The sequence below is a fragment of the Bacilliculturomica massiliensis genome (assembly GCF_900605495.1).
GTDB lineage: Bacteria > Bacillota > Clostridia > Peptostreptococcales > Anaerovoracaceae > Bacilliculturomica > Bacilliculturomica massiliensis.
Genome location: NZ_LR027602.1, coordinates 691,425 through 716,803, shown reverse-complemented (window position 1 = coordinate 716,803; position 25,379 = coordinate 691,425). Strand labels below are relative to the sequence as shown.

General features: G+C 57.8%; 10 protein-coding genes. All 10 read right to left on the bottom strand.

The annotated features are described in order from the left end of the window. Positions 1-1,020: 1,020 nt before the first annotated feature. Complete coding sequence (gene fusA / locus E0E37_RS09245; protein ID WP_130862742.1) at positions 1,021-3,081, bottom strand: elongation factor G; 2,061 nt, start codon at positions 3,079-3,081, stop codon at positions 1,021-1,023. A gap of 309 nt (positions 3,082-3,390) precedes the next feature. Beyond that, positions 3,391-7,539, bottom strand: coding sequence for a hypothetical protein (locus E0E37_RS09240; protein ID WP_130862741.1), 4,149 nt, complete (start codon positions 7,537-7,539; stop codon positions 3,391-3,393). Positions 7,540-7,606: 67 nt separating this feature from the next. Beyond that, complete coding sequence (locus E0E37_RS09235) at positions 7,607-9,733, bottom strand: S-layer homology domain-containing protein (protein WP_130862740.1); 2,127 nt, start codon at positions 9,731-9,733, stop codon at positions 7,607-7,609. 102 nt (positions 9,734-9,835) lie between these two features. Beyond that, positions 9,836-13,057 carry an S-layer homology domain-containing protein gene (locus E0E37_RS09230; protein WP_130862739.1) on the bottom strand — a complete coding sequence of 1,074 codons (3,222 nt, stop codon included), beginning with the start codon at positions 13,055-13,057 and terminating at the stop codon, positions 9,836-9,838. Positions 13,058-13,082: 25 nt separating this feature from the next. Beyond that, positions 13,083-14,582: a hypothetical protein gene (locus tag E0E37_RS09225; RefSeq protein ID WP_130862738.1), complete on the bottom strand. Its 1,500-nt coding sequence runs from the start codon at positions 14,580-14,582 to the stop codon at positions 13,083-13,085. 13 nt (positions 14,583-14,595) lie between these two features. Continuing rightward, complete coding sequence (locus E0E37_RS09220; RefSeq protein ID WP_130862737.1) at positions 14,596-16,980, bottom strand: putative Ig domain-containing protein; 2,385 nt, start codon at positions 16,978-16,980, stop codon at positions 14,596-14,598. A gap of 111 nt (positions 16,981-17,091) precedes the next feature. Then, positions 17,092-18,306, bottom strand: coding sequence for an S-layer homology domain-containing protein (locus E0E37_RS09215; protein WP_130862736.1), 1,215 nt, complete (start codon positions 18,304-18,306; stop codon positions 17,092-17,094). Then, a complete protein-coding gene (locus E0E37_RS09210) occupies positions 18,303-20,120 on the bottom strand; it encodes a hypothetical protein (RefSeq protein ID WP_130862735.1) in 1,818 nt (605 codons plus the stop codon). The genes E0E37_RS09215 and E0E37_RS09210 overlap by 4 nt, the downstream gene beginning before the upstream one ends. Then, entirely contained in the window at positions 20,117-22,045 is a 1,929-nt protein-coding gene (locus tag E0E37_RS09205; RefSeq protein WP_130862734.1) for a hypothetical protein, read from the bottom strand. Before E0E37_RS09205 ends, E0E37_RS09210 begins: the two co-directional genes overlap by 4 nt. Before the next feature lie 3 nt (positions 22,046-22,048). After that, complete coding sequence (locus E0E37_RS09200; protein ID WP_130862733.1) at positions 22,049-25,087, bottom strand: hypothetical protein; 3,039 nt, start codon at positions 25,085-25,087, stop codon at positions 22,049-22,051. Positions 25,088-25,379: the final 292 nt, after the last annotated feature.

Sequence of the window (25,379 nt, the reverse complement as noted above, 5' to 3'; positions counted from 1 at the left end):
CATATTGCAGCCTTCAGCAGCTGTGATACAGCCCGCCGGGCGACAGCGCTTTGACCCTGTTAAACTCTTCATTCAGTATACTTGAAAAGCATGTTTTATGCAACTTACCGGCGATGCGCCAGATACCGCCTGGCCCCCTGCAGTACTAAAACTAGCGCAGAAACAAAGATCTGATTGCAGATCGGAGATCCAGATAGGTGAAACTAACAAAAAAAATTGGTTTTCACCTATTTTCGCATGAAAACGGACCTTGATCTCTCGATTTTTTCATTAAAATAGGTGAATATTTAAAAATAAAGCTGTTTTCACCTATTTCCCGGTACTATTTAGGTGAATATGAGAAAAAAAATGAAATCTCGCCTATCACCTGTATTGCGCGTCCCGGCCGGGACACTTCCCGCCCAGCACTCTCGCTCAGCACAGCTCAGTCGCTTTGTTCAGCTGTGGCAGGCATCATAACAGACGCCAGCGGTCTCCCCCGGCAGAGCCCCACTGGCAAGTTCTCCTCCCCTGCAATGCCTGCCCCTGCAGCGCATCCCCCGACAACATCCCCTCCACCTGCGCCCCCAGCAGTGCCCTCCCGGCTACATCCTCCCACCGCGGCTGCCTCCACCAGCGCCCTTCACGGCAACGCCTCCCCCACCAGCATCTCTCCCCCGATCCTGCCCTCCCGCTTTCCCGCCAGATGAAAAGAGAGCGCCCCGTTCCCTTGCTCAGGGAAAAGGCCGCTCTCTCCATTTTATTACCTGTAAAGTTTATCGTTTCCTTCGCCTGTGGGCCCCGGCGTCTGCCTTAGCGGGCACAGAGGAAAGGGTCGCTCGGCTGTTCGATCGTGGTTCGACCGCTGCTCGAAAGTTGCTCGACGGCAATCACAGGACTGCGCCATAGCTGTTCGGCCGCTGGTCGACGGAGATCGGAGGACTGCGCCATAGCTGTTCGGCCGCTGGTCGACGGAGATCGGAGGACCGCGCCATAGCGGTTCGATAACGGTTCGACCGCTGCTCGATCGCGATCCGGGGACTACTCCGCGTCCTTCTTCGCCTCTGCGATGATCTTCTCCGCCAGATGGGCCGGAACTTCTTCATATCTGTTGAACTGCATACGGAAGGAGCCGCGCGCCTGCGTCATGGAACGCAGCTGCACCGCGTAGGTCAGCAGTTCGGCCATGGGTACCTCCGCGATGAGCTTCTGCTCGTCGCCCTGGGGTTCCATACCGAGGATCCTGCCTCTTCTCTTGTTCATGTCGCCCATGACGTCGCCCATGTATTCGTCGGGAATGAGTACTTCCACGTGCATAACAGGTTCCAGCAGAATGGGCTTCGCCTCTGCGATACCTTTCTTGAACGCCAGGGAAGCGGCGATCTTGAAGGCCATTTCGTTGGAGTCTACATCGTGATAGGAGCCGTCGTACAGCACGGCTTTAACGCCTACGACCTTGCAGCCCGCCAGCGGTCCTTTTTCCATGCACTCTCTCAGGCCCTTTTCAACAGCGGGAATATAGTTCTTCGGAACGGAACCGCCGAACAGATCCTCCGCGAATTCAAATTCTTCCTCTGAGGGGGAGAAGCGGATCCACACGTCGCCGTACTGTCCCGCGCCGCCGGTCTGCTTCTTGTGTTTGCCCTGAACGTCGGAGTTGCCCTTGATGGTCTCTCTGTAGGGGATCTTCTGCGGCGCGAGGATCACGTCCACGCCGAATTTCTCCTTCAGCTTTGTGGTGATGATGCCCAGCTGGATCTCGCCCTGACCGCCCAGCAGCGTCTGATGGGTCTCGGAATTCCTGGTGACGGTGAAGGACGGATCTTCCTCCATCAGCTTGTTGAGACCTGAACCGATCTTATCCTCGTCGCCCTTGTTCTTCGGCTCCACGGCCATGAACAGAGACGGCTCGGGGAAGAATACCTCGGGGTAGCGGATCGGCGCAGCCTTGTCGCAGAGAGTGTCGCCGGTCTTCGCATACTGGAGTTTGGCGATGGCCACGATATCTCCCGCCTGCGCTTCCGGCGTGTCGAACTGGGACTTTCCTCTCATGAAGAACATTTTTCCGATCTTTTCGCTCTTCTCAGCGTGCATATTGTAATACTCGGAACCCACTTTCAGGCTGCCGGATATGACTTTGATCATGGATATCTTGCCCACGAAGGGGTCCACAAGGGTCTTGAAAACGAAAGCGGAGGCCTTCTCGGAGGATTCCACCGCTCTGATCTCGGTCTCGTCCTTCTCGTTCAGTCCGGAGTATTCCTTGTGTTCCAGCGGGGTGGGGAAATAATCGCAGATCATTTCCAGCAGCGCCTTTACGCCGATCACCTTCGCCGCGGAGCACACCATGACGGGCGCCAGCGTTCCGGCGTTGATACCGGCCCGCAGTCCCTTGTGGATCTCAGCGTCCGTGAACGTTTCTCCCTCAAAGAATTTCTCCAGCAGTTCCTCATCGCTCTCCGCGATGGACTCGATGAGCATCTGACGGTATTCCTCCATCTGATCTTTCTTGTCGGCGGGCACGGGGATCTCCTCCGAACCCTTTTCCGTGAACTTGTACGCTTTCTCGTTTACGACGTTAACGTAACCCTTCAGTTCCTCGCCTTCCATGATCGGCAGCATGAACGGGGTGACGATCTTTCCGAACCGGTCGCGCAGCTGATTCAGCACCGTGTCAAAGTCCACGTTCTCTTTGTCCATTTTATTGATTAAGAAGAATGCAGGCATGTCGCTGTGGACCGCTTTCCACGCCTTGGTGGTTCCTACCTGGATCCCGGCGGAAGCGTCCACGACAACGATAGCGCTTTCTACCGCTCTCAGAGCGCACTTCATTTCACCGACGAAATCGAAGTAGCCCGGAGTGTCTACGAAGTTGATCATCGTATCGTTATACTCAGCGGACACGACGGTGGCATTGATGGAATAGCCTTTTTCCATTTCCATCTTATCGTAATCGGAGACCGTGTTCTTGTCCTCGACGCGGCCCATTCTGGAAATTACGCCCGTATCGAACAGCAGCGCTTCCAGCAGCGTGGTCTTCCCGCATCCTCCATGACCGATGAGTGCAACGTTTCTGATCCTGTCACTGGTATAGCCTTTCATATAGCATCCTCCTGATTTTATTTTTTAACGGCGGCAGTATTTCACTCATCCGCCGACCTGACCGAAGTCAGACTTTTCTATATAATTATATCACCTGGCAGATGAAATAGCAAACGGAAAAAGGGCGGCGGGATCTCTCCCTCCGCCCTTTTTCCGACATGGCCAAGCGCAGGCTCGGCCCTGGTCTCCCGGCAGGGTGTGGGCCTGCCGAAGACCCCCTGCCGCAGGTGTGGGCCTGCGGCGGTGCTTCGTATCTAATCTATATAGAAAAGTAGATACTGGCTGTAAAAGTGTGGCCCGTCCTCCCGGCTACTGCGCGGGAGTGACCCAGTTTGCGTATTTGCTGTAGGGCCAGCCATAGTGGATCAGCATCAGGTTCAGGTCGTCGGTGCCGATCGCCGCGTAGGGCTCCAGATCACTGAAATCCATAAGGTTGAAGCCCGGCAGATCGGGATTGATCTGTCCTACCCAGTTCTTTACGTAAATATCCAGATCGCGGTAATCGATGATGTTGTCCATATTGATGTCCCCCGGATACAGCTTGATGGGCGCGGACTGCGTGGCGATGAGAAATTCTTCCGCCGCCGGGATGACCAGTCCCTGGTAACCTGTCTTCGAGTTGGGCTCGATGACCCGCGTCAGGTATCTGGTCTGGCTGATCGTCAGCGTATAGTTGCCGGGACGGATGTATTCGGTAAACTCGAACCTTCCATTCTCATCCGTATAAACGGTCTGAGATCCGCCGATCCCATCTATATCCACGCGGATGCCCTGGTTGGCCGCGCTGCTCTGAGACTTTCCGGAAAGGGCCGCATAGCCGTAGACCTTAGACGGTTCCGCCAAGTAAGTGACGGGGATGCGGCTGGTCTCCATCCGCCCGCCGTCGCCCCACTGCCGCTCTACCGACACGGCGATCTCGCCGCCGGCGCTGTCCAGCAGTCCCGGCACAGAGAACTGGAAGTAGGGCGTCTGCGCGGACTCCAGCTCTCCGGTAGTGATGTACGCCTCCGCCGATTCATATTTGGTATAGAAACGGATCACGTCTCCCACCTGCAGATTGGCCTTGATCTCCACCGTATCGTCCTTCGTCCCCAGCAGGTTCTTTACGATAATGTCATCGATATTCAGCGGCGAATCCAGGTCGATGACGCTCACGTCGATGCTGGCTGTCTTCCCGGAGATCTTGTCCTTTACCTTTATGGTCTCGTACAGCTTTTCCGGCGCCAGCGGCGTGGCTGTCTCGTTGGATGAGATGTTGCCGGTTCCGTTGAAGTTGATATACGCCGTCGTCGTGCTCATGGGCGTGAAGGTCCATTCCAGATCCGTGCTGTAAACGTCCTGAGGGGCGATCTCCAGCAGATCTTCCAGATTCTTGGCTGTGTTGAAGGGCAGACGCACTATATTCTGTTTGAATTTCAGCTCGCTGGCCTTAAACTGTACCTTGATGCGGATGCTGTCGCTGACGTCCGGATCGTACAGAGACTCTACCTTCAGGATCACATAGTCTTCCCCGTATGTAGTCTTCAGAGGCTGGATGGTCACCGTGGCGTCGGTGCTGTCTGTAGCCGGCGTGCTGGCCATAATGCGCAGCGGGCAGGAATCCTTGCTGGTATCCAGCGGATTGCCGCTGCTGTCCAGCAGGCTCCATGTGACCTGTTTATTCTGGTAGACGCCTTCCGCCACCGTGGGGAACGTGACCGTGTACACCCGGTTTTCCTTCTGCCCCTCCGGCATATCCTCAGGCTCCAGCTTGTTCTGGTATATCTTTTCCTCAACGGACGGAACGGCGTCGGCCGTATTGCCGCTGTACATCTTTTCTGTGATGTGAATGAACTCCGGCGGATCGAAGGACTTGACGTACACATCCATCGTCGCGGTCAGCGCCGAGTTGATCTTGGCCGACGCGTCGAATCGGATCTGCCCGAGATCCGTCTGTGAAAAACTGTCGGGCAGCTTGAATTTGATATACGTGTCCTTCTGTTCCACGATGCTGATGTAATCGCCCAGTTCTGCCGTTCCGTTGTCAGGCTTCATCAGCGTTATCGTCCAGTTCACCTGCGGAAAGGACGCGTCCTCCGGATTGGTCTTGACTTTGACAGTGTAGATCACATCCTTATTTTTGTTGTTGATGGCCTTGTCTCCCTGATTGGCGCCCGGTACGTCGGCGGCGCTGTCTACAGGATCTCCTTCTCCACGTACGATGTCCAGGGTGATGCCCTGCAGGGATTTCACTGTTGTGGTGAAGTAGGGAAATGCCCCCGTTTCGAAGGCGTAGGAAGAGACCTCGTCCTCCGTGTTGGGATTGTTGATGGACCAGTAGGCGCCGTAATCGAATTCCTGCTTGGAAGCTACGTCGAAACCAGGCGCGCCTGCGGGCAGCTTATTCTGCTGGGTAGCCACCTCAAACAGCGTCAGAAGGTTCTTCGGCGTAGCCGCTACGGCGGTAAAGCTGGCGCTGAACATTTTCTGCGTACCCTCGATCTGCGCCTTATATGCATTGCTGTAGCCCAGAACGCTGAGCCATCCGTCTTTATTGTTGATCTTCGGATAGGTGCCTTCCACGCCTGCTCCCAGCGATCCGTTGGCCCAGTTCTCGCTGGTAAAGGTCTGCCGGATGCCGCTGGATATTCCAATGCCCGCAGTGACCGTGGAGTTGGGATACTGCTCGCCCGCCGCGTTGACCGCCTTCACGTAAGTGGGATTGAACCGCACCGGCACCAGGAAGGTGTGGATCTTTCCAAAGTCTTCAAAATACACGTTCAAATTGAAGTTCTGCCCTGCGGGGATCGCATCCTCTCCGGTCATGCCGTCGGGCAGCTCTACCGGCGCGCTCCCCTCTACAGTCTTTGTCACCTGATAGGGATGCCCCTCGGTGGGATTCGCCACATAGCATATTTTTTTCGTCTGATTTCCGATCAGCCTGTTCACCTCGATCTCGAAATACATCCGGTTCTTGGTGTAAGGTTTTGAGGGCGGCATATCCGGTATTACCTCCGCCACCTCGCCGGGGTTGAAGTCCTGAGTCGTGCCGTTTCCGGCAGCGCCTCCCGAGTTGCTCCCCGTAAAGAAGGCATCGCCTTTCAGCGTGAATACCGTAACGGAATTGCTGGTGGGCGCCAGTCCCACCACCGTGTCGCTTTGGGAAACTTCCTCCAGGATCTGCTTCGGCGACGTAATGTGGGCGCCTGAGCTCAGCGTAGGAGAGATCATGCCGTTGGTATTCGTTCCGCTGGCATAAATGCTGTTATCTTCACACAGTACGTAAGTATTGTAATTCGTCACATAACCGTATACCGCTTTTTTCCCGTAGATGGACGCGTCGTAGAATTTCACCGGCGTGGCTACGCCCTGATGGCTGCCTCCATGATTGCAGTTGGGATTTTCATCCACCCAGGGGCCGAACTTCTCCGCGTGGTCGCAGCCCCAGCCCCAGACGTTGCCGTCCACATCCAGTCCAATAAAGGACGTGTCCTCCGCAGCGATCTGTGTAAACAGAACTTCCTTTTCCGCCAGCTTTTCATATTTCCGCTTCAGATCAGCGTTGACTTCCACAGCCGCTTTCGTGGTATACTGCGCTTTGATTCCCGCGGTCAGATCGTAGGGCTTTCCAAACGAGGCGCTTCCGCCCATGTTCTGACCCCAGCCGCCGGCCCACCAGCCGTTGTTTGTCGTAAACAGTCTTCCGTCCGTGCAGAGGATCGCGGTCACTCCTCCTGAGATACTTTTAATATCCTTTATCGTCCGGTCTCCGATCCCGCTCAGATATTCGTCGGAGATCGGCCACAGCTTGCTGCCGTCATAGCCGGCCGCCGCCAGATTGGTAGTGCTGGGGGAACCGCTGGTGGTGCTGGTGCCTCCCAGCACATACCACTTCCCATTTTCATCCTTGGCGAAGAGCACCCGGCCGCCTCCGGTGGAGATGTACGTAAGTTTCGCACCGTTGGTGGCGCTGATATCCACTTTGTTGGGCACCTGACGTCCGTTGGGGAACAGCGTATCCAGATAATTATAGCCGTCTCCCCAGATATACAGCGAGCCTTTATCAGTGAGAACTGCGTGGGCGCAGGTCCAGCACCCGATGATGACCTGGATCACATCCCCGTCGAAGGTCCCTTCCGGCATCATTACCGGATAAGGGATCACCGTACCCGGTTTTACTTCGATGACCTCCTGCGTGTCTTTGTCCTTATAAGACGCCAGTCCCAGCGCATAGCTGTTATTGTTGCCCCAGATATACAGTTTGCCGTCCACCACCTTCGTCATGGCATAAAAACCGCTGTTCGTATTTCTGGTACTCTCGATCTGCTCCATGGTGGCAGGAGCGGCGTTGCCGGCGGCGTGAGCCTCCGGCGTGGTCCCCTGGACCAGCGGAATGCCGCTCACCAGCATCGCCGCCGCCAGCAGGCATGTCAGGATGCGCCTCCCCGCCCTGCCGCCGGTCCTTCTCTTCTTCGGCATATTCCTTTCCTCCTTTTTCTGTGTGTTTCTATCCTTTCAACTTTCGTCCTCGTCTCATTGCTTGGCTCTACAGCAGCTGCTGCTCCGCCATCCCCTGCACCGCGCCCAGTATGCGCGCCGCCTCCGCCCGCGTGGCGCTTCCATCCGGGCTGAATCGCCCGCCTCCCGTCCCGCTGATGATCCCCGCCCTTGCCAGCGCGTAGACCGCATCCTTGGCGTAGCCTGCGATCTCCCGGTCGTCGGCGAACACCGCCACCGTCTCCGTCTGCGGCAGGCGGATCCCCGCCTTCTCGCAGGCCCGGCTCACCATCAGCGCCAGATCCTGACGGCTGATCCTCTCTTCCCCGCCGAACCGCTCCGGCCCGGTTCCGCTGACGATCCCTTTTCTGTATGCGCTCCCGATATAGGCGTAAAAGGGATTGCTCCTCTGAATGTCCGCAAAGGGCATGCTTCCTCCCCCCTCGTACAGACTCAGCGCGGCCACCGCCATCTTGGCAAACTGCTCCCGGCTCACCGCCTCCTCCGGACGGAACCGTCCTTCTCCCGTCCCGCTGACGATCCCCAGCTGCGCCAGACGGCCGATGTCCGCCTGGGCCCAGGGCACGCTGTCCAGATCGTGAAACCGCTGCTCCGCCCGTTCTTCCACGGTGATCGTACCGCCTGCAGGCGCCTGCACGAGCAGCGCCTCATGCTCCCTGTCCCAGCGGCTCACCGCCAGGGGCGCAGGCGTTCCCGTATAGCCGAAGGCCCGGTCGGTCATGGCCACGGGCGCCGTCCCGCTGTCCGGCTCCTCTGCCTTCCAGGGCAGGATCAGCCGCAGGGCCGGGCTGCCCAAGCCCCCCGCCTCCGCTCCGTCGATCTGCAGCGACACGGCGAGGGCCCTGCTGCTTCCGCCGGTCTCCTTCGCCGGCTTTACGCTGACCCGCAGCCAGGAGCCGGTCTTCAGTTTCCCCCGGACCGCCTCTCTGTCCAGCCCCACATAGCCGTAGGGCGTCTCCAGATAGACCATCCCCCCGCCGGCCTGGGCCGTCAGGGGCGCCCCGGGCAGATTCACCGCGTATTCCTCCTTGTCGATGCGCTGCTCCGGCATCTTTACCAGCAGCGTCTCCGTTTTCCCTTGGCCGTAAAGAACGCTCTCGGCCACCTCATATTCGTCTGTCTCCCAAAGGACTCCGTCGGCCCCTCTGCGGATCTGCGCCGTGCAGGTCTCCGCCTCCCCGTAGGGCCAGCAGTCCGGACGCTGCGTCTGGATCAGCACCGCTTCCTTCGCCGGTTCCTCCGGCTGCGGATCGGTCCCTGTCTGCGGCGTCCCGCCTCCCCCGGAGGGAGCCTCCCCCGGGTTCAGCGTGGCCGGCGGCACCACCGGCCGATTCTCCATCTCCGATCCGTCGGTCACCCGAAAGGCCGGAAAGGGCACCTTCTCCGTACAGGTCTCCGACTCCACCCGGTCCATCTGGTCGATATTCCCATCCGTCTTATCCACATAGGATACCTGCATCCCCCTGGGCGAGCCCGGATCGTATTCCTCCGCGCTGTTTCCGTCCGCCGCCGTGGCGAAGTGCAGTCCCGGATCTCCCGGCGCCAGCGCCTTGAAATACACTTCCAGAAACATCTGCTCTTCCGTCCCCGCGGTGGGCGCGTTCGTGTAGTACAGGAACTTCGCAAACCCCGTCTCGTTGTTGATATACGGGTACCCGGAAGCGCCCGTCCCGTCCCCACGGGCAAAGACCGGCTTCCCGTTCCAGTACAGCGCCTCATACGCGTCGTTGAGGCTGTTGTCATAACACGCCTCTCCCGGCCGGAAGCCCGCTCCTCTGACCAGATCGCTCTCCGTCTTTCGTCCCGTGCTCACCGGCTCTCCGGTGTTCTCATCCACCACGGCCGCCACGGCCGGGTCCCAGGACAGCGGGATCGACACCGCGGCCGGATCCATCCCTTTGATCCAAAACTGCACTCGGAATCGCTCCCCCGCAGTCACCCGGCTCACCTCTCCCCCGTAGCTCACGACTCGGACGGCAAACCCTTCCTCTCCGTCAGACCAGCCGACTCCCGCCCTGCTGTCCGCTCCCGCAGCCGGCCCCGCCGCTGTCAGAAGCATCGTGGACAGGAGCAGAAGGCTGACGCATCGTCTCACTCCGTTATGCATCCTGTTCTCTCGTTTCTTTTCTCTTCCGTTCCTGTTGTCTCTTCTCATCTCATTTTCTCTTTCCGCAGGCCGCGGGCGGGACGGTCCAACGCCGCCCCGTCCGCTTCCGCGGCTGCTGCTATGATGGTTTCGTTCCTTCTTTCGCGCCCCTTATCTCAGCACGTCTCCGATATCCGCGTTCACCGCGCTGATGATCTGCTCATAGGCCCAGTGCGCCTTCGTCACATCGCTGGGTGCGATGGCTCCGCTTCCCTTTATGTTCAGCGCCTGATTCAGCATCGTCACCACTTCCGCTCTGGTGATCTGGTTCTCCGGACGGAAGGTGTTGTCCGCATAGCCGGCGGTGATCCCTTTCTCCTTCAGCGCGCTGATGTAGCCTTCCGCCCAGTGGCCTCCGGCGTCGGTGAAGCTGCTGCTCCCCTGGCCGCTGACGCCCATGAAGTTGGCCAGGCAGGCTGCGAATTCCGCTCTGGTGATCCGGTTGTCCGGACGGAAGCTTCCGTCCTTGTACCCGGAGAAGATGTTGTTCGACGCCGCGTAGTTCACAAAGTCCCTGTACCAGTCGCTTCCCACGTCGGTGAAGTCTCCGGTGTAGCTCTTCTCACTGTCAAAGCCCTTGGACAGCTTGGCCAGCACCGTGGCCACCTCCGCTCTGGTCATGTTGTTGTCCGGGCGGAAGGTCCCGTCCGCATAGCCCTCGATGTAGCCGCTTCCCTTCTGATACAGAGCGGTCAGCGTCACTTTGCCCGTTACCTTATACTGACTCAGGTCGATGACGGTCTTGCCGTCCGCGCTCCAGCCCAGGAAGACGTAGCCCTTGTCCGCCTTCACTTCCGGCGCATTCTTGATCTTCCCGTCTTTCTCCACGGCGAGACTGGCCTTGCCCTCCAGCGTTCCGTGGGCTCCGGCCTTGAATTCGACGGTGTAGCTCTGGGTGACGGCAGAGCCGCCGCCTCCGCCTCCGCCGCCGTGGCCGCCGCTGCTTCCGCCGCTTCCGGCTTTGGGCGTGGCTTTGGCTTCATTGGAGAGCGGACCGTCGCCGATGGCGTTGGTGGCAAAGAGGGACACCTTATATTCCAGATCGTTGGTGGCCGGATCCAGCGTGTAGGACGTGGCGGTCTTCACCGCGGTCTTCGTCACCGTCACCTCGCCCTGGATCTCGTGGATGGCCGCGCTGGTGGTCACCAGATGCTCAATGCCGCCTTCGCTCACATAGAATGCGCCGCCGGAGGCATACCCCCCGATCGCGTCGATGCCGCCTGTGGTCGTAATGGACTGGCTGCCGTATTCATATTTGACCGCCGGTTCGGTGGACACCACGCCCTGGTATTTGAAAAGCAGGGTGTAGCCGGTGATCTCCGATCCGTTGTCATTGGGTCTGGTCCAGTTGGCGGTCAGCTTCTTATCTCCCGCGGTCAGCGTCAGAGCCGGCGCGTCCGGTTCCGCCTGAACGGTGAAGACGGCGCTGCTGCTCACCGCCTGATAGTTGGCGTCGCCTGCGAAGCTGGCCGTGATGTTCACCGCGCCCTTGCTCACCGCGGTGATGCTGCCGTCTGTATCGATGGTCGCCTTACCTGTGTCGGCGCTGGTATAGGTCAACGTTACGGAGGAATCCGTGCTGCAGCTCAGCTCTGCGATGGCCGCCGCCGTGCCGCCGTAGCCTACAGCTGCAGGCGACAGGGTCAGCGTCAGCGCAGGCACGGCCTTGTCCACGGTCACCGGGATCTGAACGGTGGTTCCCGCATAGACGACCCCGTTGTTTTCACCTGCCGGAGCCGGTGTGAACACCGCGGTCTGATTCGCCGCGGTCACCGCGCCCAGCGTGGTCTCCGGAGCGCTCCAGCTCCACTGGCCCTTGACAGTCGCTCCGCCGTTTACGGCGGTCACCGCCGGAGCCGGGCTGATGAGGATATCTCCCAGACGGACTCCGCCGGGCACATAGGTCCTGCCGCCCAGGGTGGAGACCGCGCCCACGGTCACGGCTTCGCCTTCATTGACGTTGACGGTAAAGCTGATCTCCGGCGAGGCGTTGTATTTCCCGGTGACAGCGGATGCGCTGACGTAGACGGTCACCGCTCCTGTGGTAGCAGCGTCCTTCAGCGTCTTGCCGTCTGGATCCAGGACGGCCCCCGTACTGTCCGCACTGTCGTCGATGCGGAAGGTCAGATCCGCACCCGCCCCTTTGCCGGTCACACAGGTGGTCAGATCCAGCGTGCTTCCGATGGATACCTGTCCCGCGGTTCCCGTCAGCGTCTGATCCGCCGGCAGGACATTGAGGGTAATTCCGCCGACGCTTGCCCCTTTGTAGATGGCTGTCTCAGAAGAATACGCCGTCACATCGTACTTTCCAGCCCTGATCGGAAGGCCTGCACCGTTGAGACTTTCATTTCCAGTGGCTCCGACCGCCGCGATCGAATAGACGTATGTAACAGCTCCCGCGCTGCTGACTGCTGTGCCTTCCTGAACGGTCAGGCCTTCTTCTCCACTGTCATAAACTGCGCTCTGCGATGTGATGACAGCCGTGAGATTCGGATCGGCTTTGGCGATGGTCAGAACGCCTTCTCTGGCTTCTTTCACCGTTGCACTGTGATCCGCTTCCGTATAGGTTACTTCACAAGCGTACCTTCCTGCGTCCGCCGCCGCTACAGAGGCGATGGTATAAGCCGCGCCCGTAGCGCCTGCGATGTTGGTTCCGTCGTGTTTCCACTGATACTTCAGCGTATAGCCAGTCTGTCCGGGCGTCAGATTGGTCCCCCCGGGCGATGTTGTGACGGCGCCTACATTAAAGGTAACGCTGCTTCCCACCGCCGCCTCTGTCGTGGCCGGCGCCACGTCGCCCACCGCGATATCTGCGGAGGGATCAAGGAGCAGGGTATTCCATCCATCGCGGATGTTATTGCCATCTGCAGTGAAGTAAACGGAAAAACTTTTGCTCTTTCCATCATCGCCAATTGTACTGTTGTCCACACCATATGGATCCTGAGTGATATCGGAGACGATGATCACATTATATCCATCAGTCGTTTCATTCTCCGGCAATTGCAAGGCAACGCTGAATTCCGTTTCTCCCGGATCCAGCTCGTGGTTCCCGGACTGTACCAGCGAATAGGAGTCGCCGTCATACCGGTACCACTCTGCATTGACGTCGCCTCCGGGATTCGCTGCGATTCCATGGACGTACAGACAATCCAGTCCATCCACGTCTTTTCCAAATGTAAACTTTGTAACGCTGCTGATCGACGTATCCCAGCTGGACAATCCCGGCTTATAACCATCGCCGTATGTATCTGCGAAAGAATATCCGCAGGTCATGGCGAGGATCATGGCCAGGACCAGTACAAAACTGATCGACCGCCTTGATCTTTCTATCATGTTATCCTCCTTCTGCACCAAATTATTATTTAACGATCACATTTCTTGGAATGTTCTTGCTCGGACACCTTACGTTGCCGCTTTCGTCGTACAGGCTGTAACTGATCGCATTGGACGCCTGATACATCGAGGAAGCATTCGACGGCATAGTAAGCGTAAATGTTTCCAGATCTGAATTTCCCAGCGGAACTTCAAGCCTTGTCACTCCGCGGGAATTCGGCCGAAGTTGAAGTACCAGCACCAGTTTTCCTTCCGCCACGCGTCTGGAACGCTCTGTTCTTGTTATGGTGAAGGTCGTCTGCAGTCCGCCGTTGCCCGATTCAAACGGAGAATAGCTGATGCTGTACATCGCCGGCAAATTTTCTACGAGAGAAGACGTCTCGTCATACGCCGCCTTCACGACTTTATTTTCTTTGATCCCTGTGAGCGGTATCAGGTCGGCCGCATCGATGGTCGCTACGACGGACGAGGCCGGCAGGCCTGCCGGGGAGCTGAGTCCCGTATTTTGATCGACCCATCCCGCATACGTATATCCGGCCTTATTTACAGCCTCCACCACAGTGCCGGTCTGATCCTGGGCGCCGGAGAGCCGGTTCCCCTGCGGTACGATGGGAGCCACGCCCATGGCGGCCAGCTCCGCATCGGTATAGACCGCTTCCCCACTTTCGTTTACATAGTTTCCCCTGTTCTCCGCCGTATTGGGATCGATCAGGCTTCCCGTATCCTTTGCCACGATCCGCGTTCCCAGCAACGTTCCATCCCAGTCGTAGAAAGTCAGCGACGCAAAGTCGTCCGGATCCGCCGTACCGGTTCCGGCGGAGATCGCCGTGTCGCTTGTGGATACGTCTTTCGATGGTTCGCTTGGTATCACATCTCCGTCGCCCGGCGTTTCTGTGGTGATATTCCCGTCTGCATTCTCTGTCAACGGTCTCAGGTAATAAAACTTATAGGCGCCGTTCATCGGATCCTCCGTCTGATAGATCATCTGACCTTTTACCGGTGAATAGAAGGCCACTCCATCATCTTGAACAAACTGAACCGAGTCTTTTGCTCCTTCAAAATCTGCCCCGTTGGCATATCCAAAGCGAACGGTCACCACCTGTGTATCTTCCTTGAAATTCTGTGCAACGGCCGTCTCCGCGCCCAGGTACAAGTAACCTTTTCCGCCGCTGGTAAACGCCATGGCCGGTTTTCCAGATACAATATCCGGAGACACGCTTTCAACTGCCGTGGCCGACGCCCATCCATCCCTGGCCGTTCCCACATCCTTCAGCCCGATCGCCGCGTTGGTAGACCAGCGGATGGGCGTGAGCTTGCTGGAATCATACTGCACAACTGCGCCAACTGATTTGAACATGCTGTCGCCGTGGCCGCTGACCTTGATGGCCACCTCCATGGTCTCTCCCTTGATGTCGTTGACCGCAATGGTCACACCTGGCATATCCAGGGCCGCGCCAAAGCACGTTCCGCTTACACCCAGGAGCATCAAGAGCGCCAAGAGCAATGACAACGCTTTCTTTTGCATACCGTTTCCTCCTTTAATTTCCTGTATAATCAATGGTAACTGCATCTTTTCCAAAGTTTTCCTGAGCCATGAGGATCATCAGATCGCTGAGCTTGATATAACCATCTCCGTCCAGATCCAGTATCGCCGCTCGCTGCGCCTCTTCTCCCGTGAAACTGCTCACCGCCTTTCCAAAATATTTACTCTGCAGTAAAAGCGCCCGGTCCTCCAGACGGATGCTGTTGTCTCCATTGAAATCTCCGGAGTACATTTTCATTGCATCGGTCAGGGTAATTGCTACATCCGACGTTTTCACTTCAACATTATTGATGGTAAGATCGGTGTGCCCCGGCTTTTGCAGCAGCAGATCGTATTTTTTCCCGGGACTTACCCGCTCTATCCTGATCTCCTGCAGCGCTTTTCCCACCGAACCGGCAGTGGTGCTGACGGCTGAAAAAGAGACGCTGCCGTCCTGGGCGGTCAGTACCGCCTGAATTGGCAAACCGGGATTATACGTATCCACAGCCAGTTCGACCTTCGTGCCGCCTACCAGAAAGGCCGGACTGCTCACTGTTTCCGCAAAGTCATCGATTCCTTCTGCCTGCACGCGGATCATCTTTCCCCTGTATGCGTCGCCCGGCGTAAACGACGAGCCGGTGGCGCCGTCAATGTCCCTTCCGCTCTCGTCCATCCACTGGAACTTTACCGTGGCTCCCGCCGGACTCACCAAAGCGGTCACAGCTTCTCCCACGATTCCTGACCCGGATATGGACACAGACGCCAGGCTTGTCCGCGCAGTCTTTATGCCGGCGCTCACCAAAGGCGACGGATTCAGCAGTTTGGTCTCCGGAAGATATGTATATATGTAATACTGGGTGTTGCGTGTCAGGCCCTCGAATTTCGCGTCGTCTACCGCAGCAAAAGTCGTCCATCCCGTCACGCCCGCCAGATCCAGAGCGCTGTCCGTACTGATCGCATAGGCCTGGGATCGGCTGCTCCAGTTTGTGATGGCGATCACCGCATCCGTCGCCGCCCCGCTGATCGCTTCCGGCGTGGCCTGATCCCCTTTCGCTACGCCGTTGATCGTCATGACGGCAGATCGGGTGGCTCCCTCCTCATCTGTCACTTGCAGGGCTGCCGTAAAGACGGCGCTGGTGACGACCACTGCGGTTCCTGTAATACTGCCGGCTGTAGTCAATTCCAGATCTTTCGGCAGCGCGCCGGAAAGAACGCTGTAGGTCTTTGTGCCGGATCCCCCTCCCACATGCTGTGTGACATCGTAACTGGTGGGGACACCGGCCCTCATATCCTCGATCGTGAAATCGTCAAAACCATAGAAATCAGGAACTTCTACCAGGTCTCCCACAGCTCCGGGCTCATAAAACGCATTGCCCGCAAGTCTGATCTCATAGGCGCCGGGAGAGATCCAGGCCGACCCGTCGTCTTCGATGGAAAGCGCTGTCCAGGTCGTATAATTTTCGCCGTCATATATCTCATAGGCGGCCGTGGTGGTCAGGCCGGTGATCCTTCCCAGACCGCCCTTAGTGGCGGCAGCCTCCGCTGCCAGGCCTTCTACCGCTCCCTGGGTCGCCTTATTTACCGTGAATGTGACCGGTACCACAAGAGCGGGGATCGTCGCGATCTCATCGGCGTTCCAATGCAGGTCAACATGGTACGCGCCCGGCGTCAGACCGGAAAGCTGCGTCACCTCGTAGAGAGCGGTCTGTCCGCTGGTCATTTCCGCCGCCGCGTCCACAGGCGACGCCGTGATCCCCGTTCCCGATATGGACAGACTGACTCCCCTCAGCGTCTCCCATCCGGAATTCTGGACCGCGATCTCGCAGGAACCTGCAGCGGTTTCTCCATAAGTGTAATCCTCCAGAGATACTGCCGCCGGAGACGCCGACAACTGGTACGGTCCGCGCACCACGTCCCACGGATCCTCCGGATCGGCGATGATATCGTTATTATCACCTACCGAAAAATTGACTCTGTAAGAGTCCTGCGTTACTCCGTATGGCGGATACATCTGGTCTGAAACCAAAATATAATATTCGCCTCTTGCAAGTCCGCCTTCTGCCATGGAACAATTCAAAACGGTAAATTCTGAACTGTCCGGATCTGCAATATCCGCATTACCGGTGGCCAGCAAAAAGTCATCCTCCACCGAATATAATTCCACCAGTATTTCATGATAGTTTGGTTCGCTGTATATTGCTCCTTCCGTCGACACAACGCCTGAGACGACGAGATATGGTCCGTCCACCGTTTCCATATCGATACTGATTCCAGTGATTCTCTGAATCAGACCCTCGTTTCCCGCATTTACTCCGGAAAGCCCATATACCGGCGCTGCGGATAAGACGAACAACATTGCCAAAACCAGTACAAAACTGACGGCTCTATCGGTCCGCTTCATAATTTCCTCCTTCCAAAACTAAACTGATTTATATCTAAATCTGCGCTCAAAAAATCGTATTGATTGATCGCCTCCTGCCTTCCCCTTTTGACTTTGAGCGCATTCTAAATATCACTGACCCCGCTGCTGGCCGCTCTGGTCTCCAAGTAACTTTAAGACCACCGAGGCGGCCTCCGCCCTCGTGGCGTTCTGCTGCGGTTCAAAGCGGTATCCTTCCGTCTCCGCATTTTTCACTCCGCTGATAAATTCTGCTTTGTACATCGCTTCTATCGCTTTCCGCGCATAGCCGCTTATCGCCTGATCGTCCGAAAAAGTAACGTATTCTCTCAGGCCGTCCATCGGCATATCTCTGTCTAACGCCGTGTGATGCAGGATCACGGCCATCTGTTCCCTGGTAATATTTTCATCTGGATCAAAACGGTCTGCGGATGTCCCTGCTACGATCCCGCGCCCGTACAATGCGTTTACCGCGTCGTAATACCAGTCTCCTTCTCCCACGTCGCTGAATGGGTGCGGAGCGGATGCGCTCCGCTGATAATCGAATGCATTTGCGATCATCTGGCAGAATTCCGCTCTTTTTATGCTTTCATCAGGGTGGAAGCTTCCATCTTCATAACCCTTGACGATTCCTCTGGACGCCATCTCCGAGACCGCATCTTCTCCCCAATGTCCCGCCGTGTCCGTAAAATAAATGTGATTCGGCGTGTCCCGGTTCATATCAGCTTCATCCTCCAGACCGTCGGCGGCGCTTCCATCTCCTCCTTCATCCGGATCCTTCCATCCAGAGATATCTGCGCCCGCGCCCTTTTCTTCTCCCATGAGACCCTGCGCTTTCGTCAGCAGAATTCCATCTTTATAAGTAAAGAAAAAACGAAAACTATTGCTTTCCCCTTTTTCATAAATATTTTTCCGGTCGATCCCGTATGCGTCGCCCTGCGTCTGGTCTGAAAATACGGTCAGATAATCACCATTCAGTACCACTCCCTCTCCGTAAGGCAGTGTGATCATAAAATCCTTCTCCCCGGGCTCCAGCTCACAATTACCGCTCTGGATCAGATCATATCTGTCGATTTCCGGGTCATGGACGTACAATTCCGCCTGTATATCTCCTCCGGCGTTGGCTGCAACACCTGATATTTCAAGCTGCGGGTCAAAAGGATCCGATGTATTGTTTACGATCTTTATGATCGAAGTTATCGTTTTATCTGTTCCGGGATCAAATACGATCTTCTCCTTGGCGCCCGCAATAGAACAGCTGGACAAAACCATTATCGCAGCCAGCAGAAACGCTGTTTTCTTCCTGTGCTGCATCCACTTTATTTTCATCTGTATCCTCCCTCAGAAGCCTTTATTTCCTCCGCCTTTATGTTGGCGGTCTTCGTTCTCCGTCCTCCGGATCCATCTGTCAGACTAAAACTGATGGCGTTGGTTTTCTGAAATATTTCGCCGCTGTTTGCCGGAACCGTCAGACAGAATGTTTCTATATCTGAACGGCCCAGCGGAACAGTCAGTTTTGTTACGCCTCTTCCGACAGGACGTATTTGTATGGTCAGGTACATTTCGCTCTCCGCTCTGCGCGTGCTGCGCACGGCTGTAAAAACAGTCTGCAGCCCGTTGTTTCCATAGCGGAAAGGAGAATACACGATCTCATACATGGCAGGCGTCGCGGTCCAGGAATCCGGTTCCTCGTCATAAGCGGCCCGCAGCACACGATTCTCTGTCAGTCCCTCCAGCGCCGCCAGTTCCTGTCCATTTCCCTCTATGGTCTGTCCGGCCGCCGCGCCGATCCCCACGTCCGGCGTGGACGTCCCGCTGTGATCCACCCAGCCCGCGTAGCGGTACCCCGCCTTGTTGATGGCCGTCACCGCCGCCCCGTCTGGGTCCTGTCCTCCCGTCAGCACGTTCCCCTCCGGCGCCAGCGGCGCTACACCCATGGCCGCGAGCTCCCCGTCCGTGTACTTCGCCGTCCCGTCTTCATTCACATATTCCTTGCGGTTCTCCGGCAGGTTCGGGTCGATCAGACTCCCCTCCCCCTTGGCCACGATCCGCGTCCCCAGCAGCGTGTCGTCCCAGTCGTAGAATGTCACACTCACGTAATCCTTCGTCTCCGTGGGCCGGACGTCCACGGTCTTTCCCTCCTGTACGTATGTAAAGACATTGATGGCCCCCGCCGCCAGTTTCTCTCCCGCCGGTACCCCCGTATCTTCTCGCACCGAACCGCTTTCCGTCCGCAAAAGCGCTTTATGGGAATAGATCCGCGTCTCTCCCGTCTCCGGATCCTCGCTCTGATACAGCGCGCTTCCCCTGACCGGCGAAGCGTAAGCTACCTTCATGTCCGCCCGCGTCTCCACAAAATTCAAAGCGCTGGCCACGTAGTCCTTCGAGGGGATCACCCCTTTCGCATAGGCAAACCGCACCGTGGCCGCCGCCGCATCCTTCTCCGTGGGCACCGCCCTGATCTGCTCCGCTCCCAGATACAGATAGCCTTTATCCCCGCTGCGATAGGACAGGGCGGGCTTTGCCGATACCCAGCCCGGCGCCTTCGTCTCCAGCACCGCAGCCCGTCTCCAGGCCAGCGCCGCCTCCTCGATGGATCCCGCAGGAGCCGCCGCCGTGCTTCCCGGCTCCTCCCGTTCCGCCGTCTCCCGGATCTCAGACAGATCGGGCACGGGGATGGGCGTCTGCTCCTTATCCCAGGCGATGGGGCGCAGTTTGGAATAGTCGTATTCCAGCAGAATGCCCGCGGTCTTAAAATGGCTCCCGGCGGAGATCTGCAGGGAGATCTCCAGACTGCCGGGTCCGTGCTTTGTCTCCGGCAGGTTCACCGCCGTCAGATGCAGCGCGGCGGATTCGTCGGGCAGCGTCTCTGCCTGCCGCTGCAGGCGCGGCAGGCTGCTGACCGGCTCTTCGTTTCCCGCTTCGTTTGCTCCGTTTCCCGCTTCGTTTCCCGCTCCGCCTGTCCCCGGGATCCGCACGGCCGGACACGCTTCGTCGCTGTTCATCACAGAGGAAGCCCAGTCCGCCCCAAAGCAGCCTTCCCACGGAACCAGAAGCAGCAGCGCGGCAGCAGCCGCGACTACAAGCGCTTTTCCCAGAGCCCCGTTCTTTCCATACCGGGTCGGATTTCCCATCTCCATCACTGCACGGGCACCTTCTTTCCAAAATTCTCACTCAGCATCAAGATCATCAGATCGGACAGACCGATCCTTCCGTCCCCGTCCAGGTCCAGCAGCGCCGCCTGCTCCGCCCCTTCTCCCGCAGCGGTATCCACCTCTTTCCCAAAACAGCTGGCCAGCAGGAGCAGCTGCCGGTCTTTCAGGTCAATGCTCCCGTCTCCGTTCACATCGCCGCAGGGCAGCCTTATCTCCCAGAGGGTATCCTCCGTCAGCCGAAGTTCCCTCTGCCGAAAAGGCAGGTGCCCCGGCTTGCGTATTTCCAGAGAATACGGCTGGTCCATGGCGATCCCGCTCAGGCTCACCGTCTGCAAAGAGACCCCTGCCGCGCTGTCCGTCGTACTTACCGCCGTCAGCGTGACAGCCGCGGCAGTCCCGCCGTTCTCCCCTGTCTCCCGCACAAGGGACACCGTGGCCGCCGTCTGAGGGTTAAAGCCTCTCACCTGCACGGTCAACGTCATTTCTGCCCCCACATCCTTTGTCGTCACGGTCACCGGCCCCGCCGCAGGGGATGCATAGTAAGCGGGCAGCTCCGCCCATCTCACATACAGGTCATAGGAAGTAACAGCGCTCAGACTGGTAAACGCCCCGGACGAGGTCCAATCCAGCTGGCCCGGCTGGCCCGGCTGACGCGTCTCCGCCGCAGAGCCGGTAGTCAGCGCGTACTCCATGCCCTCTGCCGGCGCGTCCACCTGTATCCTGCAGTCCGTGATCCGCATCCCCTGAGCCGTGGGGATCTGATCCCCGCTCGGCGCCTCCTGCTCCCCCTTATCCACAGGGCCCACGGTGATCTCCGCGCGGCCCACAAACTCTCCCTTTCCCCGGGCGGTCGCCCTCAAGATCATAGCCACATCCTCCGGCCCCGGAGTGTACGCCGGTCCGGTAGCCGCCGCGATGGCTTCAAATTCAGCATGAATGTCTCTGCTCAGATACCACTGATACTCGCAGGATGCGGCTGCCGGTGAGACGGACAGCGTCAACGTCTCCCCCACTCTGGGACTCCCCTCCGCTTCCAGCCCTTCCACCGCCGGACGCAGGATCAGATCGGAGTAAGGGTCCTCCCGCGTGCCGCTTCCCGCCCCGAAGGCGGTCCGCTCTGGATCCAGGCGCAGCGCCGGCCGCACGCATCTGGTCATCCCCGCCAGAGCGTAGTACTCTTCTGAGGACATAGACGGCGCAATGTCATTGCTGTAGATGTAACGCACCTGGTTAGAATGATTGGATCGAGCCGTTTTCAGCCAGAATCCGTCATCCTGCGACTCCGTATACCAGAACCCCGGATCCAGCTCGCCGCGGTAGGTCTCAAACTCCTCCTCGGAGAGCAGGCTGACCTTCTCTCCGTCGCTGCCTCCTGTCCCGCAGCCAAGCAGCGCGTCCCACTCTTCTCCCGCGGATCGCAGCCGCTGGAAAAACCGGCCGGCCGCCGCCACCTGATCGCTGTGAATGGTGGTATCGCCCGCTCTGGTACTGCCGTTCAGGGCAATGTAGAGATCGGACTCAGTCCAGCAGTTATAGCCGTCCAGCTGAGAGTCCTCGTCAGGATGACCGCCGTAGGCAGCGTCAAACTGCTGGGGCGTCTGTTCCAGCCCCATAGGATCGCTGAGCAGAAGCAGCACCGCCTTCTGGCCGGAAGCGGCGCCCGTCGGCCCGTACTCTTCTCCCGCGTCCAGCACCGTGAAGTCGTAGCCGCCAAAGGCCCCCTCAGCCCCCGCCGGATCCTTTCCCAGCAGGATATGGTCGCCCCTGACCAATTGAGAGGCCGGCGCCGGCTCACCCGTTTCGCGGAGATCGTCCCCATAGCTGCAGACCGGAAAAGCAGTGCACTGCAGCGCCAGCAGTACAGCCAGAACAAATGCCCAGGTTCTTTTTTTACACCCTTCTTTCCAATCCATCCGCTAATCCCCCAAATCGATACACACCCTGCTCTTCCCAAAATTCTCCGCAGCCATCAGTATCTGCAGATCCCGGCCCTTGATCCATCCGTCTCCATCCAGATCCAGCCTGCCGGCTTCCTCCCGTTCTTCCGCCGGCAGATCCGTGATCCGCTTCCCGTAAAACCCGGACCGCAGAAGCAGCTGCCGGTCAAGAAAACCGATCGTTCCGTCCCCGTCCACATCTCCGTATGGCAGGCAGAGATTCCTCACCCGGCTGTCTGGATGCAGGCTCAGATCCAGCGCGCTATCCTCGATCTTCAGATTTCTCACCTCTACCGCCGCGTGCCTTTCCTTCTCCAGACGCAAGGTATAGACCCCCGGCATCACCCCTTCCAGCAGGAACGCGTCGTCGGATCGTACAGCCGTTGTCTTTTCCGTCCCCGATGAATCCTCTCTTCCGGCAGCAGCTCCCGCTCCGCGGGCCGCCACGCCTCCGGCCGTAGTCTCATAGACCTCTCTGCCGTCCTGCAGCAGCGTCACCCGCACCGGCTCCTCCGGCCTGTGACTCCGTACGATTCCGCCCACCGTGGCGCCTGCCGGTACTGGGACCTCTTCCATGGAGTACACCTCCCAGTTCACGGAAATGTTTTTCCCCGCGCTTTCCTCTGGTCCCGAGATCACCAGACGGCCGCCGTCGGGATTCGCTTCGTCGAAAACGGCGTCCGACTTTACCGCAAAGCGGAAACCGGCGCTTTCCGCGTCCACATTGGTGACGCCGGTAAAATTCATGGTCAGGAAGTGATAGCCGCCCTCTCTGGCCAGCCGCTCCACCGGCGACGTCAGAGACGTGGCCCACACCTTGATCAGACCGTGATCCTGACCGTTGGACGAGCTGACGTTGTTGTCCACATAAGGATAAACAGTGGACGACTGATCGATGCCGCTTTCCGCAGCCTGCCCGTCCCTGGGCCCAGTGAAGAGCAGTCCCCCATTCCAGGCCCCGCTTCCTCCAGAGACGCCAAAGTCCAGCTTTACCTTAATGTCCTGCTTCCTGCGGTCCCATTCCGCCCGATCGGAAATGCCCAGCTGCTCCATCAGGTCCGGTATTTCCGCCTCCTGAGCATAGTAAATGATCAGCTCTGTGGCGGTCAGTTCGCTGATATCCTCTCCTACGCTGAAGGGCGTGTTCCCGCGGAAGAAATCTGTCTCGCTCATGTAACCGTCTTTTTCAACAGGCCGGAAATACTGATCCGACGCTTTAACCGCCAGCGTGTTGAAATGGATCGGAAAGGTGTAGCCCATCAGGTCGTTGATATCGTTGACGAAAACGCGGATCTGAAATTGCTCTCCCTTTTTGACATGCTTCAGCGCCTCCGGATTCTGGATCGGATCGGTTCCCTCCGGCACTCCCTGGGGCAGGGCGCTTCTGTACACTCGAAAGGTAATGTTTCTGTGCGCCTCCGGCGGATAGTCGAAGGCTTCCGCCGCGCTCGTCACCCCGGCCCTGCGGTTTGTAATGTAGACCTTCCCGCCTTCGGGGGCCAGCTTATTATACAGATCGATGTCTACGGCTCCTTCTGAATCTGCAGTGCCCTGTCCCAGCAGCTGCGTCAGGGCGCTGTCCCCGTATACGCTGATCACATCCTCGTACACCACGCCACCTGTCTCCGCCGATGGACTCAAGACCAGCCTGTCGTACAGATAAGCGTCCAGCCCGCTTACGTAGGACCCGGAATTGGTGTAATTGTAGATCTTGATGCTGTTTTCCGGCAGCGCCGGCATGGAGGCTTTGCTCTCAAAGCCCTCGGGCAGAATATTCACGTCCTCTGCCGTCAGCCGCAGCGGATCCTCCTCAGAGAAATCCACCTCCGCCAGAGTCACCGCCGGAGGCGTCATGAGCAGCTGCGCGTCTTCCAGCGTCACCGAAAGTCCCGCAGGATGCTGCGTTGCGTAAGTCCGGGCAGCCAGCTGGCTGTCTGCAGGCCTGCCATCTGCATTCAGCGTTCCTCCGGCGGCCACATAGTCCTTCACCGTGGCAAAGTGTACCAGCCCATCCATATCAGTCAGGCCAGCGCTGCTCTTTTTCGCGCGGAAAACCAGGCGCACCACAGAGACGCCGCTCTGCCATTTCCCATCCCTGTAATCAAAAGCCCCGTATTGGTCCTTCATGACCTCCAGCTTCACAAGTCCGGTGTCCGTATTCAAATATGGATATTCGCCCGGATCCGATCCCTTTGCCACCGGGTAGTCGTCTATCCCTCCCGCGGTCCCGTAATCGGAATTAAAACCGGGCAGAACGCCGCATTCCAGGGACGCTCTGTATATCCCGCTCCTGCCGGCGAAATTGAACCAGGCTCCCTCGTCCGCCGAAACAGTCTTACTTGCGTCAGTGTTGATTTTTTTCGTAGACGGCAAAACAGGCACCAGCTCCAGATACTCCTTGTTGTAATGGATCGGTACCGTCACGCCTCCTACCGTATGAAAATTCGTCAGCTTTACATCCACCAGATAATATTTCCCCGCAGTCAGTCCCGCCGGGTCGTAGAGGGGCCAGCTGTTGGCAAATTCTTTTTGCTCGTACGTATACTGTTCGTTTATTTTGATCACATCCAGCTGCGCATATGAAGTCAGCGTCCGCGTGTAGTCGGCCCGCACCGCTGCAGACTCTTCCAGCCCGCTTCTCTGGATCGTCACATACACAGACCCACCCGCCGGCGACAATTCCGCTATGGGTATTTCCACAGTAAATCCATGGGAGGTGTCCTCCACCTGCCGCCAGCCCAGCAAGTTCCTTTTCTGTGTGTCGGCGCTGTCGTAGACCCGCACGGTAAGCCCCTCTCCCATCAGGCTCAGCCCCACCACGTAGACCACGGGGGTGCGCGGATCCTCGGGTGTATATGCGTTGTTGTAGACTACGATCTGCTCTTCTGTCAGCGCCTGAGTTGCCTCCCGGGCTTCATGATCCTCCCGTTCAGGCAGCGGATCTCCCGCGTAAATACCGGCACATATTGTCCCCCACAGAAAAAAGGCTGCAAGCAGCATTGCAAATCTTCTCTTCATACTTCCTCTTTTCCAAGGCTGCGAGGTATCTCATCTTCCTCTTATCTCACTCACCAGATTCGCAAAATATGATATTTCACGAACCTTGCCTTAGATCCTTTGCAATTACAGGGTTTTCGTTTATTTGACCACATTTTTTGACGGCGAATTTCAGAGATCTAAAAGCGCAATAGAGAGGCGAAAACTGAACACAACCGAGAAATTTCAGTCATTACAGGGCTGGTTAATTTTTGAATTTTGACGGCTTATTTGACGGCGAATTACTTAAACAGAGAGCCGGTCTTCCTCAATA